This is a genomic window from Holdemania sp. 1001302B_160321_E10, assembly GCF_015552275.1.
Classification (GTDB): Bacteria; Bacillota_I; Bacilli_A; order Erysipelotrichales; family Erysipelotrichaceae; genus Holdemania.
In genome coordinates, this window is record NZ_JADNEM010000001.1 from 78,980 (window position 1) to 93,796 (window position 14,817).

14 protein-coding genes are annotated in these 14,817 nt (G+C 51.6%); 13 read left to right on the forward strand and 1 reads right to left on the reverse strand.

Features of this window, described 5'->3' with window-relative positions; translation table 11 throughout:
* Nucleotides 1-88 precede the first annotated feature (88 nt).
* The 4 genes from I2D94_RS00395 to I2D94_RS00410 all read left to right on the forward strand — a co-directional run bounded on the left by I2D94_RS00395 (nt 89) and on the right by I2D94_RS00410 (nt 3,201).
* Nucleotides 89-868 carry a PTS sugar transporter subunit IIC gene (locus I2D94_RS00395; protein ID WP_195395214.1) on the forward strand — a complete coding sequence of 260 codons (780 nt, stop codon included), beginning with the start codon at nt 89-91 and terminating at the stop codon, nt 866-868.
* The gene (locus tag I2D94_RS00400) at nt 861-1,685 is read left to right on the forward strand and encodes a PTS system mannose/fructose/sorbose family transporter subunit IID (protein WP_072683225.1); all 825 of its coding nucleotides are present in this window, start codon (nt 861-863) and stop codon (nt 1,683-1,685) included. Before I2D94_RS00395 ends, I2D94_RS00400 begins: the two co-directional genes overlap by 8 nt.
* A 6-nt stretch (nt 1,686-1,691) precedes the next feature.
* A complete protein-coding gene (locus I2D94_RS00405) occupies nt 1,692-2,414 on the forward strand; it encodes an N-acetylmannosamine-6-phosphate 2-epimerase (RefSeq protein WP_195395215.1) in 723 nt (240 codons plus the stop codon).
* An 82-nt stretch (nt 2,415-2,496) separates the two neighbouring features.
* Nucleotides 2,497-3,201, forward strand: coding sequence for a sugar isomerase domain-containing protein (locus I2D94_RS00410; protein ID WP_072683226.1), 705 nt, complete (start codon nt 2,497-2,499; stop codon nt 3,199-3,201).
* Between the two features lie 28 nt (nt 3,202-3,229).
* On the opposite strand, the gene I2D94_RS00415 is transcribed toward I2D94_RS00410, so the two are convergent.
* Nucleotides 3,230-4,423: a hypothetical protein gene (locus tag I2D94_RS00415; protein WP_195395216.1), complete on the reverse strand. Its 1,194-nt coding sequence runs from the start codon at nt 4,421-4,423 to the stop codon at nt 3,230-3,232.
* Nucleotides 4,424-4,574: 151 nt separating this feature from the next.
* Here I2D94_RS00415 and I2D94_RS00420 point away from each other — a divergent pair, with 151 nt between their 5' ends.
* The 9 genes from I2D94_RS00420 to glyA all read left to right on the forward strand — a co-directional run bounded on the left by I2D94_RS00420 (nt 4,575) and on the right by glyA (nt 14,731).
* Nucleotides 4,575-7,400, forward strand: coding sequence for a sigma 54-interacting transcriptional regulator (locus I2D94_RS00420; RefSeq protein ID WP_195395217.1), 2,826 nt, complete (start codon nt 4,575-4,577; stop codon nt 7,398-7,400).
* A 127-nt stretch (nt 7,401-7,527) separates the two neighbouring features.
* Nucleotides 7,528-7,947, forward strand: a complete 420-nt coding sequence (locus tag I2D94_RS00425; protein ID WP_006058017.1) for a PTS sugar transporter subunit IIA — start codon at nt 7,528-7,530, stop codon at nt 7,945-7,947.
* Nucleotides 7,941-8,414 carry a PTS sugar transporter subunit IIB gene (locus I2D94_RS00430; protein ID WP_195395218.1) on the forward strand — a complete coding sequence of 158 codons (474 nt, stop codon included), beginning with the start codon at nt 7,941-7,943 and terminating at the stop codon, nt 8,412-8,414. The genes I2D94_RS00425 and I2D94_RS00430 overlap by 7 nt, the downstream gene beginning before the upstream one ends.
* Nucleotides 8,415-8,430: 16 nt before the next feature.
* Nucleotides 8,431-9,213, forward strand: coding sequence for a PTS sugar transporter subunit IIC (locus tag I2D94_RS00435; protein WP_072683230.1), 783 nt, complete (start codon nt 8,431-8,433; stop codon nt 9,211-9,213).
* The gene (locus tag I2D94_RS00440) at nt 9,206-10,027 is read left to right on the forward strand and encodes a PTS system mannose/fructose/sorbose family transporter subunit IID (protein WP_006058014.1); all 822 of its coding nucleotides are present in this window, start codon (nt 9,206-9,208) and stop codon (nt 10,025-10,027) included. Before I2D94_RS00435 ends, I2D94_RS00440 begins: the two co-directional genes overlap by 8 nt.
* Before the next feature lie 45 nt (nt 10,028-10,072).
* Entirely contained in the window at nt 10,073-11,143 is a 1,071-nt protein-coding gene (locus I2D94_RS00445; protein ID WP_195395219.1) for an SIS domain-containing protein, read from the forward strand.
* Between the two features lie 98 nt (nt 11,144-11,241).
* Complete coding sequence (locus I2D94_RS00450) at nt 11,242-12,603, forward strand: MATE family efflux transporter (protein ID WP_195395220.1); 1,362 nt, start codon at nt 11,242-11,244, stop codon at nt 12,601-12,603.
* Nucleotides 12,604-13,163: 560 nt separating this feature from the next.
* Entirely contained in the window at nt 13,164-13,361 is a 198-nt protein-coding gene (locus I2D94_RS00460; protein WP_072683233.1) for a hypothetical protein, read from the forward strand.
* A gap of 140 nt (nt 13,362-13,501) precedes the next feature.
* Complete coding sequence (glyA, locus tag I2D94_RS00465; RefSeq protein WP_072683234.1) at nt 13,502-14,731, forward strand: serine hydroxymethyltransferase; 1,230 nt, start codon at nt 13,502-13,504, stop codon at nt 14,729-14,731.
* Nucleotides 14,732-14,817 lie beyond the last annotated feature (86 nt).

A 14,817-nucleotide genomic window follows, 5' to 3' on the forward strand; every position in this document is an offset into this window, starting at 1 on the left:
TTCTATGATCTGGTTAGATTCATTCCTGTTTCTTGCGCAAGGTGATGGAATAAGAATTGATGCGAAAGATCGCAAGGAGGAGCGTTTTATGACCTTATTTCAAGCTCTGCTGATCGCCTTATTCGGCTATCTTTCTTCCAATTATTCACCCTGGTGTTTCGGCCAGCTGGGCGGCTGGTATACAATGGGGTGTCCGCTGGTTTCCGGCTTGATCATCGGCATTATTTTAGGGGACGTACGGACAGGAATCCTGATGGGTGCGGCTGTTCAGACGTTGTATATCGGTTTGGTCACACCCGGATTGTCGATGCCGGCGGATCTGAATTTTGCGGCGTATATGGGAATCCCGCTGGCGATGGCGGCGGGCGCATCGACGGAATATGCATTGAGCCTGTCGGTACCGCTAAGCTTTCTGGGTGTTTCCTTAGTCTATGTCGTGGCTTCGGTCAACGTCTACTGGGTGCGCAAACAGGAACAATGGATTGAACAGGGAAAGATTAAAAAAGCGGCGAATGCCCCGGTTTATGCCTCGATATCCCAGTTTATCGCCCGTTTTGTTCCGATTTTTCTGGCCTGTTATTTCGGGCAGGATTTCATTATTTCCGTGGTTGAAGCAATTCCGGCGTGGCTGGGCGATACGTTTGTGATCTTCGGCAAGATGCTGCCGGCGGTCGGCTTCGCGATGCTGCTGCGGTTTGTGCTGAACAAGAATGTGGAACTGGCTTATTTCTTCGTCGGCTTTATCATGATCGCCGTGCTGAAAATGCCGATTGTGGCCGCGACGATGATCGCTTGTTTCCTGGCTTATCTGGATATCCGTTACATGGCGAAGAAAACGAACGAACTGGAGGTGGAAGTCGATGAGTAACCCTTTGAAAAAACTAACAAAGCGTGATTTATTTCATGCCTACGCATACTGGATGATGTTCGCGCTGGCCGCACAGAATATGGAACGCATGGAAGCACCGGCGTTTGCCGGAATGATGGGCAAGGTCGCGGACAAGCTGTATGACGATCCTGAAGAACAGAAGGCCCTGATGCTGCGGCATACGCAGTTCTACAACAGTCAGCCGATGGTCGGCGTGATGATCAACGGCATTGCGCTGGGGATGGAGGAACAGCGGGCCGGTGGGGAAAATGTGCCGGATGAATTGATTTCATCCACGAAGACAGCCTTGATGGGACCCTTTGCGGGCGTCGGCGATTCCTTGTTTATCGGGACTTTGATTCCCATTTTGCTGAGTATCGGTTTGGGCTTGGTGGGAGAGCAGGGCAGTCTGGCGGGACCGTTGTTTTATATCGTCGCCTGGCTGGGGATCATGCTTCCGTTTACCTGGCTGACCTTCCGGTTTGGCTACCGATCGGGCATCACCGCCATCCACACGCTGTTTGAAAGCGGAATGAAGGACGTCGCGGTCCGCTTTGCCAACATTGTCGGACTGATCATCGTCGGCTGCATCAGCGCGCAATATGTCAGCGTGAAAATCGGCTGGACGTATGTCTCCGGCGAGATGACGATGAGTATTCAGAGCGTGCTGGATGGAATTCTGCCGGGGCTGCTTCCGCTGCTCTTGACATTGGGGGCCTGGGCTTTGATGGAGAAAAAGCATTGGAAAATGGGAAGGGTTTTCGTTCTGATCTTTGCGATGGCCCTGATTGGCCGGTTCTTCGGTATCCTGGCGTGAGTGATTATGCGAAAGGAACTGATTGAACAACTGCGCGGCGGATTGGTCGTTTCCTGCCAGGCGTTTGATTACGAACCCTTTTACGGCGCAGAAATGATGGTGAAAATGGCGGTTTCCGCCAAGCTGGGCGGCGCGGCTGCCATCCGGGCAAGCTGGCCGGAAAACATTCGTGCAATCAAAAAGGAAGTGGATCTGCCGATTTTCGGGATCAACAAAATCATGCCCAAGGTCTATGATAAGCTGCACGATGTGATCATTACGCCGACGCTGGCATCAGCCCGGGCTGTCGTGGAAGCCGGCGCGGATATTGTGGCCGTCGACTGCACGCTGCGCCAGGGGCGCACGCCGGAAGCGATCCAGGCGTTATTGGAGGAATATAAAGCCGGGCTGGATGTGCTGATCATGGCGGAAATCAGCACTGCGGAGGAAGGCCGAATTGCCGCGGCGGGCGGCGCGGATATTTTATCAACGACCATCGCCGGATATACGCCTTATTCACGCCATCTGGAGGAGCCGGATTACCGACTGATAGAAGAACTGATCGAAACGACGCCGCTGCCCATCAATGCCGAAGGTCGTTTTTATCAGCCGGAACAGGTTGTCCGGGCTTTAAAACTCGGCGCGTGGACGGTCACCGTCGGCAGCGCGATTACCCGTCCCCATTGCATCACGCGAACGTTTACTCAGGCGATCGACCGTTTCAAAACGCAGGAAAAAGGGGCAGAATAAAAACTGGAATAAATTATTCATAAAATATTGTAAAATATGAATAAAAAGTTTACAATGAGAGCAGAAAGTGGAGGAATTGAAAATGACCAACAAAGTATTCCCAACGGTTCGTCATCTGGTTGACCAAGTCGAAGAAACGCAGCAGGAAAACATCGAAGCTGCCGCGCAGATGGTTGCAAAGTGCATCATGGACGGCGGTATTATTCAGGCCTGGGGCGGCGGCCATTCAATGGCCGGTGCAATGGAAGTCGCGCATCGCGCCGGTGGATTCATTCCGACCAAGAAAATTGTGGAGCCATCCAACAATGCGTATGAGACGGTGGAAAGAGCCGGTGAAATCTTTATGAAAAAAGTCGACGTGCGGCCGGGCGACGTCGTGTTTATCATCTCGAATTCAGGCCGCAACCCGCTGTGCATGGATATCGCGCTGGGCTGCAAGAAAAAGGGGGCGAAGCTGATCGCGATCACCGCGCTGGAGGCTTCTTCTCATCTGACTCCAAAGCATTCCTGCGGGAAAAACCTGTATGAAATTTCCGACGTTGTGCTGGACAACTGCACGCCGGAAGGGGATTCCTGCATTGATCTGGAAGGCTTTGACGGCAAGATCTGCGGCATGTCGATGATCACTACCTCGGTTCTGGTGCAGGCGGTAACCTATCGCGCTGCGGAAATCCTGATCGAAAAGGGGATCACCCCGCCGATCTACAAATCGCAGAATATCGACGGCGGCCGCGAATTCAACGAAGCGCTGGAAGCGGAGTACATCGACCGGTTGTACCGGATTTAAGCAAGAATAAGAGAAAGCATTCTGAATTTCAGGGTGCTTTTTTTAAAGCTTTGCGGCGATAGGAATTGGGAATGTTGAGCCGTTTGCGGACATCGGCGATCCGCCTGCGGGAAAGGATCAGACCTTCATTTTGAAAACGCTGCGCCAGCTGTTCGTCATCCAGCGGTGAATCCGGGTTTTCTTCTTCAATCCATCGTTTCAGCTGCGCTGCGATTTCACTGCGGCTGACGTTGTGCAGCGGCTTGCACAGCAGATCGGAAAAAGGCCGGATCAATCCGTGATATTCGTAGTATTTATGGGCGCAGGCGCGGGACACGGTAGACACATGGAGTCCGGTTTCTTCCGCCACCTCTTTCAGCCGGCAGACCGCCAGCGGCGCCTCGCTCATTAAATGATTTCGCTGGCGGCGGACAAGACTATGAAAGACCAGCTGCATCGTGAGATTGCGCTGGTCGATCAGATCCAATGTCAGCCGGGCTTCTTTTAAGTATTGCTTAAGCGGGGGACTGAGCGGTCCGGCGGGAATGTCGAGGCTGACCTGCGGCGTCAGCGGGGTGATCGTGAACTCATCGTCGGCAAGAGTAAGCAGGACGTCGGCCTGCACGCAGGAATTTTCAGTCTGACCCAGCTGGCAGGGATAAAGTTGGCAGGTGCGGATGATTTCAAGCTGGCGATTCAGTTCCGCTTCCGTGATATTCAATTTTCGGCAGAGCGCGTTTGTGCGGTGTGTGCTCAGTTCTGCTGCTCCTTCGTTCAACACGCGTAAAGCTGTCGTTTCATTCCGGGATTTTAACTGGCAGCGAATAAAATCAAGACTGTCGCGGCAGCCGACACCGAACGGTTCCAGCTGTTGAATCACTTCCAGTGCCGCCGCGATGTCCTCCATCGGAAAACCGGGCGCCGGCTGGGCGGGATCGTAGAAACCATGATCATCCAGCGCTTCGATGATGTACTCCGCGGCGTCGATGCGGCAGCGCCAGCGGCCGGTATGCAGCTGAGTCAGCAGGTCCGCGCGCAGATCAGACTCCGGCTGGGCCTGAGCAAACAGCACTTCATCCGCGACGGTGTGCAGAAACGGATTGACGGCGATCAGCGAGCGCAGCTCGGCGGCCAGCTCCTGTCGGTTTTTTGTTAGGATTTCGATAAAACGACCGCGGGCAGGCGAGAAGGCCTGACGCTGCCGCTGGGCCTGATGCAGGCGCAGACTTTGCTTGTTTTTCATACGATGCTTCTCCTGCTTTCAGTGTAGTCTAATCTGCAAATTCTGGCAACCGCTTTCATTAACAATGCGGAAAATTGACAAACCCTTGAAAATAAAGGAATTGTAAAAATTATTGATTGAATTTACAATGGACTGGAAGAGGAGCAGAGTCATGGAAAATAAAACAAAGCGTCAGCTCTATGAAAGGATCGAAGCGCAGATGACGGGCCGGTCTGTCCGCGGACTCGATCTTGAACTGTTCTGTGCCCGAAGCTTAGCGGAGAAGCTGGACATCTCCCGCAATCTTGCGTCCCAATACCTTAACGAATTGTTTTATGAGGGGAAGCTGATTAAAATCGGGGCGCACCCCACCTGTTTTTTAGCGCGCAGTGCATTGGAGAACGATGGTTTTGCCAGCGTCTATGACAACGCCGAAGATTTATGGAATCAGGTGGATCAGCTGCAGGAGAAACGCTCGGTATTCTCCGATCTGATCGGCGGCAACGGCAGCCTGCACTACGCAATCGAGCAATGCAAGGCGGCGATGAATTATCCCGGCAGCGGACTGGCAGTTTTGCTTCATGGGCCGACCGGCAGCGGCAAGAGCCTACTGGCCGCGAAGCTGTACGACTATTGCGTACAGCGCGGGCTGATCGGCAGCGAAGGACGGCTGATCACGGTTAACTGCGCGGAATATTCGGACAATCCGGATTTTTTCCTGACCAGCTTGTTCGGCTATGTTAAAGGTGCGTACACCGGGGCGGAAAAGGACAGCGAGGGACTTCTGGCACTGGCAGACAAAGGGATGTTATTTCTGGATGAAATCCACAGCCTGACGCCGGAATGCCAGGAAAAGTTGTTTTTGTTTATGGATAAGGGTGTTTATCACCGGGTCGGCGATAACCAGAAATGGCTTGCCAGCACGGTGCGCTTCGTGTTTGCGACGACGGAAAACCCGGATCAGGCGTTGTTGAAAACGCTGTTCCGCCGAATTCCGATCGTGATTCAGATTCCTTCACTGAAAGAACGGCCGCTGACGGAAAAGCGCGAACTGATCCGCCATATTCTTGAAACCGAACAGACCAAGTTTAAAATGCCGGTGCGGATCAGCGAATCAGCCTATCGCCTGTTGGAGCAGCATGAATTCCGCCACAACATCGGCGAGCTGAAAAACGATATTCAGGTCGGCATGGCCGGTGCGTACATGAAGGCGATTAAAAACGCCAGTCCGACGCTCGACCTGCACATCAGCGATCTGCCTTCCGGACTGGTCCGCAATCCGCTGCAGAATCCGCTAATGGATCAGGGCAGCGTGAGCCGGCTGCTTCCACTCGGCGAGCTGCTGCCGCGGGGCGGCGGGGAAAGCCGGTACCTGTTGTTTTATCAGGCCGCGATGCAGAATTACGAACGCTTACAGAAGCATGAGCTGTCGCTTGACACGTTTCTGGCCACGACGACGCTGCAGCTGGAACAATACGTCGATTTCCTGTTTTTCAACAATGAGAATTTCAGCTCGCCGCAGGAGGAGATCGTCCAGAGCCTGTTGGCGAACATCAACCGGCTGCTGAACAAGAAATACGGAATGTCCGAGCTGTCCAACAATGAAATTAAGATCCTGGCCCGCTACTTCACCGATCTGCTTCAGAATGAGCCGATCAGCGCCGTGGAGCTGCGCCGCCGCGGCCGCAGCATCAGCGATTTCCAGGAAACGTTAAAAACGGTCAATCCCAAGCTGGTTTCGATTGCCAACGAAATCCTGCCATTGCTGCAAACGGGACTGAATCTGCCATTGGGCGCGTTTGAAGAAATCACGACGACGTTGTTTTTTCTCTACTTTAACCGGGGCTACCAGCCGGCGCCGATTCCGGTCGTCATCATGGCGCATGGTTATTCCATTGCCAGCGGGATCGCGGAGCTGGCGAATCAGCTGCTGCACCAGAATATCTTCACGGCGATCGACATGCCGGTTGAAAGTCATTTTGAAACGATCACTAACAAGCTTAAACAGTATTTGAGCGAAATCCGGAATTGTCATGAGATCATCGTCATGGTCGATATGGGCTCGCTGGAAGGCATTCAGAAATATATCGATCAGACTGCCGATCTGGATATCGGCATCATCAACAATGTTACGACCAAGCTGGCTTTGGACGTCGGCGCGATGATCATGGAAGGGGATTCGCTGGAAAATATTCTTGAACAGGCCAAGCAGCGCTCACTGCCGAATTACGTGATCATTAAGAACCGCGTCCGTCCGAAAGCGATTCTGACAGTTTGTTCCTCAGGCATTGGGATCGCGGGCAAGATTGCCGCGCTGGTGGAAAACAGCTTCCCGAAAAAAATGGATCTGACGGTCATTCCGATCGCTGCCGATACGCTTCAGCACCGTCAGGCGTCAGGAATTTTTGATAAGTACAATGTTATTCTGATTCTTGGTACGCTGAATCTGAAACCGCAGGGTATTCCGTTTATCTCGATCGAAGATATCATCAATCAAAGCGACAGCTGGGCGCTTAAAGAAAAGCTGGGAATGTTGATGAACGACGAGGAGCTGACGGTATTTACGCAGAACATGGTGCGCAACTTCTCGCTGGATAACCTGATCGACTATCTGACGATTCTCAATCCGGAGAAAATTATCGTATACGTCGAGGAAATCCTCGAACAGATACAAAAACGGCTGGAATTCACGTTGTCCAACAACATCCTGATCGGTCTTTATCTGCATATCAGCTGTCTGATCGAGCGGCTGATCATCGACAAGCGCTTCGTTTACTATCTCAACCTGGAGAAATTTGAAGCCGAGCACGGCGATTTCATCGCGATGATCCGGGAGGTGTTCGGCCGCGTGTGCCGGGCGTATAACGTCGTCATTCCCACGGCGGAGATCGGTTATCTTTACAATTATATCGTGCAGGGGAAATCTGTCGAAAAACAGGTTGAATGTGTCGAAGAATCCAAATCGGAACTGATGGAAAGCGTCGGATTTACCGAATAACCGGAGAAAAACAAGGAAAAGCGAAGAAAAAATAATGAATTTTAAGAAAGTTGCATAAAAAAACGCGCAAAAGCGGAGCTTGGCGCGTTTTTTGCTGATAAGAGGGTGAAGAAACGAGGTGAAGCGGATGCGGAAGGTGATACTGACTTCCCATGGTCATTTGGCAGAAGGCATGCAAAGCGCGGTCAATATGATTCTGGGATGTCAGGCTGATCTTGAAGTGTATGACCTGGATCATTATGACGAACCGGATATGATTCTGGAACGGGTGCGGAAAAGGGTGGAAGAACAGCCTAACGATGAATTTATCATTCTGACCGATATCAACAACGGCAGCGTTCATCATCAGATGATGCAGCTCTGTCTCTGTCCCAATGTGTACGTCCAAACGGGGATGTGCCTGTCGATGGTCCTGGAAATTCTGCTGGCCAGTCCGCAGGCGGGGATTGAGGAAACGGTAAAGCACGCCGTGGAATCGACGAAGGAAAACATGCTCGGATTCAATTTCAGATCCATCAGAGAGATGAAGGAGGATGAATTATGGTAATTCTGATGCGGATCGACGAACGAATGCTTCATGGACAGGTGGCGCTGACCTGGGTCAACGAGGTCCATCCGGAAGCCATTCTGATCGCCAATGACGAAGCGGCGGAAAACGACATGGCCAAACTGGCCTTCAAAATGGCAAAGCCTGATGGGGTGAAGCTGGCGATCAAATCGATTGACGACGGAGCGAAGCTGCTGAATCATCCGCACGCTCAGAAAATCCGGATCTTTGTTATCGTCAGGACGCTGGCCGACGCCGTGCGGTTAGTCCGGCAGACAGAGGAAATCCACCGTGTGAATATCGGCGGAATCCGCAAGCGTGAAAACAGCCGTTCATTCAGCTCCGGTATCTTCTTAACGGAGGAGGATCTGGTGAATCTCAGGGAACTGCATGAAAAAGTGGATTATCTGGAATTCCGGATGATTCCCAATGAGCCTAAAGTCGATTATGAGAAGTTACTGAAATAAGAGGAGGGAAAAACTTATGTTGATTGTTCAAAGCGTCATCGTCGGGGTGATCTATCTGGTTTTAGGTTTCCTTGAAGAATATCTGTCATTTCCGATGTGCTCCCGGCCGATGGTTGTCGGTTCGGTCATTGGCTTCTTTCTGGGGGATTTGAAGACCGGCGTTATGATCGGTGCTTCCCTGGAACTGGTCTTCATGGGCGCTGTTCAGATCGGCGCGTCCACGCCGCCGGATTCATTAGTCGGTACCGCTGTCGGTACGGCGTTCGCGATCATGATGCACGCCGATGTCGAAGTCGCGCTGGCGCTGGCGGTTCCAGTCGCTCTGTTAGTGTCCATGACCAGCTCTATCTGGCTGACATTGCGTACATTCTGGCATCCGACGATTGAAAAAATGATGAACAAAGGGGATTACAAAGGTCTGGAACGGATGTTCTACGTCGTTGCCCTGACATTGTATATTCCGAAAGCACTTCTGGTTACATTTGCGATTATGGCGGGATCCACGGTGGTCGAGAAAATGATTTCGATCATTCCGGAATTCGTCACCGGCGGCCTGGGCGTTGCGGCAGGCATGATGGTCGCGGTTGGCTTCGCGATGTTGTTAAAGATGATGTGGTCCAAGAAAATGTGCGTTTACTATTTCCTGGGCTTCTTATTAGTCGCTTATCTCAACCTGCCGATTCTGGCCGTCGCCTTCTTCGGCGTCATCCTGTGCGTTATCCTGTACTTTGAGGGCAATTTCAAAATGAATAAAGCAGCCCCGGAAGCTTCAGAGGAGGAGGAATTATTCAATGATTAAAGAAAGACTGAATTTATCAGACGAAGACGTCAAGATGTGCAAACAGATCGGATTTAGGACGTTGTCGCTGTGCTCCATTATGGAAATGGAAAAAATGCAGGCGTTAGCGTATGTCCGTGTCATGATTCCGGTCATCAATCGTTACTATCATACACAGGAAGAACGGATCGAAGGGTATAAGCGGCATTGGGAACTGTTCAATACGACGCCGACGGTCGCGGGCTTTATCACCGGGTTATCCGCGGCGATGGAAAAGCAGGCTTCGGAAGATCCGACGATGGACAAGAAGTCGATCAACGCGGTCAAGGCTTCGTTAATGGGACCGTTCGCCGGCATCGGCGATTCCATCTTCTGGGGATCCTGGCGGATTGTCGCCACCGGCATCGGCTTGTCGCTGGCCCTGCAGGGCAATGTTCTCGGCCCGATCCTGATGTTGGTGATCTTCAATATTCCGGCGCATATCTGTCGTTACTATGGGCCGTTCCTCGGCTTCGGCCTGGGCTCCAAGTTCTTAAGTCAAGTTTCAGAATCCGGTTTAATGCAGTTTTTGACGAAGTGCGCGACGATTGTCGGCTTGATGACCGTCGGAGCGATGACCAGCTCAATGGTCAGTCTGAACATCGCGTATGTCTTTACGATGAATGAGGTGGAAATGTCCGTTCAGTCGCTGATCGATTCAATCATGCCTTCAGCTTTACCGCTGGCGTTGGTCTTCGTCTGCTTCTATTTCCTCAAGAAAGACGTCAAGCCGATCACGATCATTCTCGGCATCATCGCGTTCAGTATTCTGGGGCGGTTTATCGGCCTGGTCTAAGTGAAGGAAGTACGAAAATACAAATAAACAAGGAGGAATTATTCTATGGTTACCATGCTTGAAGTCATCAATCGGATCCCGGCGGTCTGCACCGATATTTTAAATCATCGTGAGGAAACGTTTGCGGCATTGACGCAAGCCGTCAAAGCACATCCGGAAATCAATCAGATCTTACTGATCGGCTCCGGCACGTCCAACACCAGTGCTGTTACAGCCCGCCGGTTTATCGAGAAAACTTCGGGCCTGCAGACGATCTGCGTGCTGCCAAATGAGCTGCTTTACAACTGTTTTGCTTATAATCCGAACGCCTTCTATGTCTTTACTTCCCACTCCGGCACCTCGACGCTGACCTGCATGGCAGCGGAGAAGATCACAAAGCTGGGCTATTTGACAGCGGCGGTGACCGATGGCGAGGACAGTCCGATCGCAAAAATGGTCGACGTCTTTATCAATCAGCGCAATGGGGTTGAGGAATATCTGATGCGCACGATCGGCTACTGTTCCAGCGTTTTAACCCAGATGTTGATGGGCATGGCCATCGGGAAAGCTCGCGGTGTGCTGACAGACGATCAGGCAGCGGTCTATCTTGATCAGGCGCAGGCCGGTATCGGACACCATCCGGCGATTGTCAAGGAAGCGATGGCCTGGTTTGATCGGAATCAGGAAAAGCTGATGGCGGCGGAAACCTTCACCCTTTACGGCATGGATTCGCTGTGGGGTGTCGCATTAGAAGGAGCGTTAAAGATTCTGGAAATCTCGAAGCGCCGGATTGGCGTCGGCTATGAATTTGACGATGGCATGCATGGTCCGACGATGGGCTATACGCCATCTAACTGCGTCATCGTCCTGCATGACGGCGGCCGGGAAGACGTGCGCGCGCATCAGCTGACGACGTTTGCGAAGAATGAGCTGGGTTATGGTTATCTGATCGGTGAAAATCCAATCGATGCCAGTGATCTGCCGATTTCGCTGGCGGGCGGGGAATTTATCTTCCTGGAGCTTTCCCCGGTCGTTCAGGTTCTGGCTTACCGGCTGGCGGTAGATTACGGCATTGATCTGGCGGATATGTCGTATCATTCAGAAACAAAATATTTCAACACGCATAACGAAGCGTAAGGCTTTCTTGCAAGGTTGAAGGCATCGGCAGCCGGGGCGTCGCGTCCTGGCTGTCTTTGTTTTGACGTCAAAGCGGCGGAGGACAGGAGGAAAAGTCAATGCAGAGAAGCAAGAGCCGGTGGATTGGGGACCGGCAGTTTTACAGGACGGCGCTGGCGGTGGGAATTCCGCTGATGTTTCAGCAGCTGATCACCAGCTCGGTCAATCTGGTGGATAATCTGATGGTAGGGCAGTTGGGTAACGAGGCGCTCAGCGGGGTCGCGGCGGTGAACCGTTTTACGATGATCGCGATTTTCGCGGTGAATGGATTATTAGCTGCCGCGGCAATTTTTATCGCGCAGTTCTGGGGTGCGGAGGATTCTGAACGGATGAAGCAGACCTTCCGGTTTTCATTGCTTGCGGCTGGTTTTATTCTGATTCCGTTCTGGCTGGCGGAAGCCGTGGCTCCCGCGTTAATCCTGGGATTTTTTACGAATGTCCCGGAGGTTGTTGCGGCTGGAAGCCGGTATATGGCGATGGCGGCGTGGACCTTGCCCCCAACGGCGCTTTCGTTAACCGCAGCGAGCGCGATGCGGGCTGCCGGAGAACCTCGCTTGCCCTTATTAATCAGCGCCGGCGCGGTTTTAATCAACACGCTGCTGAACTATGGGCTGATCTTTGGCCACTTTGGATTTCCTGCTCTGGGCGTGCAGGGAGCGGCGCTGGCAACAGTGATTGCCCGATTGATGGAAGCCGCGCTTTATCTTTATTTCCTGAAGCACAAGCCGTTTGCGTTTAAAACCAGCTTGCGCGACTTGTTTGCGATACCACGTTCTTTAGCGTGGACGATCTTTAAAAAAGCGCTACCGCTGGCCTTGAACGAACTGATGTGGTCGCTGGGCATGGCAACGTTGTTTAAATTCTATTCCCAACGCGGACCTGAGGTCATGGCGGGATATTCGATTGCGAATACGATCAGTGACCTGTTCTTCGTCTTGTTTGGCGGATTGGCTACGGCAACCACGATTCTGGTTTCCAAGCCGCTGGGCGCGGATCGGATGGAAGAAGCGCGGGATCGGGCCTATCAGCTTCTGGCTTTTTCAGTCTTTCTCGCGGTTCTTTTTTCCTTTGTGATGTTTGGAACTTCGTTTGTCGTACCGTCCTGGTATCAGGTCAGTGCGCAGGCCAAACAGATTGCAGCTCAAATGCTGCGGGTCATGGCAGTGATGTTCTGGACCTATACCGCGAATACGCAATGTTATTTCATCTTACGGGCCGGCGGGGATACGCGCTCCACTCTGTTTGTGGATTCTGGGTTTATGTGGCTGGTGAATCTTCCCTTGATCGGGATGCTGACGTATTTTACCGGATTGAATATCATGCAGATGTATTTGATCGGACAAATGACCGAGTTGGCAAAGTTAACGTTGGCTTATCATTTGGTCCGGAAAGAGAAGTGGCTTGTCAATCTGACGGAATGATCTACAAATTTTAAAGATCATGGACTCCTTTTCTGCTGGAAGAAAATTGGAAACACATGATCCAGACTGAGAAAAATATCGTTGTCCATAGCCGTTTTGCGTGATAAGATGAAGAAAAATAAAACTTATGAAAGAAGAGAATATCATGGATGCGCTGGAGATATTGAATGCGAACTGGAAAGCGGAAGACGGAAGCTTCCTTTATTATTTCCATGAAGAAAATAATTTTCATGAAGCGGCATTTCTGGAACTATGCGGCTGTATTTCCTCTTTATCCCGGCTTCGTCCACGTGATCAGGCAGTTTCCTCTAAAATCGTCTTTGTTTATGGGCAAGTGTTAAAACATCTTCTCTATCATTTTGATCCTCAGGATCTGAGTTCAATTTCCAATCTGCCTTCCGATTACAGTGAAAAGCTGGAACTACTTGAAAAAACTGTGTTTCATTACTTTCAATGTGATTGAGAAAAACAAAGAGCGTCGATCCGAGCTGATTGATTCGATTTTCAGATTATAGATGTGTTTGCATGAACAGGCAAGTCATTGAGGGGATGAGGAGAATATGAAGAATATTCTGACAGGCGGATTTCTAACCATCGGCGGCATACTTTTAATGCAAATCAAGCGAGTTAACGATTTATTTCTTTCGATGGGCGGTCTTCGCGGCGCGCCTGAATTTGGTCTGTTGATCAGCGGCCTGCCCGACGATGAAGAAAATCAGCGTTGTTTAAAGGTGTCATCGACTCAGAATCTCTGTTGAATTCAAGCCTTTCCGCCGTTATTGATCAATTAAAAATTCAGGAATTAAAACCGGAATACATTGTCGAAGCGTTTAGCTTCGCTAAAGCGCAAAGCATGGTATAATCAAGACATTAAGAACGAGAAAGAGAGGATCTTGATATGCATGATGCCGCAGTCCGCAAGGCGATTGAGCTGGAAACTCAGCGCCAGACCCATAACATTGAATTAATCGCTTCTGAAAACTATGTCTCCCGGGATGTTTTGGAAGCCGTCGGTTCCATCCTGACCAACAAATACGCCGAAGGTTATCCGGGACGGCGCTATTACGGCGGCTGTGTGGACGTCGATATCATTGAAAATCTGGCCCGCGACCGGCTGTGCGAATTATTTCATGCCGAACATGCCAACGTCCAGCCGCATTCCGGCTCCCAGGCCAACATGGCGGTGTATATGACAATCTTACAGCCGGGCGATAAAGTGCTGGGCATGGATTTAAGCTCCGGCGGCCATCTGACGCATGGGCATCAGCTGAATTTCTCCGGTCGGCTGTACGAGTTCCACAGCTACGGCGTGGATAAAGAAACCGAACAAATTAATTATGAGGAACTGCGCCGGATCGCTCTGGAGGTGAAGCCGAAGCTGATTGTGGCCGGCGCCAGCGCCTATCCGCGGGAGATTGACTTTAAGAAATTCCGGGAAATTGCCGATGAAGCTGGCGCGTACCTGATGGTCGATATGGCGCATATTGCCGGTTTAGTCGCGGCAGGGCTGCACATGAGCCCGGTGCCTTATGCCCATTTCGTCACGTCCACAACCCATAAAACCCTGCGCGGCCCGCGCGGCGGCATCATTCTGTGCAAACAGGAATTTGCCAGAGATCTCGACCGCAACGTCTTCCCGGGCATTCAGGGCGGCCCGCTGATGCATGTGATCGCTGGAAAAGCGGTGTGCTTCGGCGAGGCGCTGAAGTCAGAATTCACCGATTATGCCCGCCAGATCATGGCCAACTGTCAGGCTTTCTGCAAGACGCTCCAGCAGGAAGGCTTGCGGATTGTGACCGGTGGTACGGATAACCATCTGATCCTGGCTGATGTGAGATCTTCCTATGGCATCACGGGCAAGCAAGCCGAAGCCCTGCTGGATGAAATCAACATCACCTGCAATAAAAACACGATTCCCTTCGATCAGGAAAAACCGTTTGTGACCAGCGGTATCCGATTGGGCAGTGCGGCGATGACGACGCGCGGCTTTCAGGAAGAGGAATTCCGTCAGGTTGCCCGCTGGATTACGATGGTGCTCAAGCACCCGGAAGACGAAGCTTTGAAAGCGAAGCTGCGTCAGGAAGTCATTGAAATGACCTCGCGCTATCCGCTGATCCGGGAATCCTGAATGACGCGGTAGCCGAAGGGAAACAAAAAGTCCTGAGCTGTAATGGAATCATCCGATTTCCAGACAGCGCGGGACTTTTTTACAGA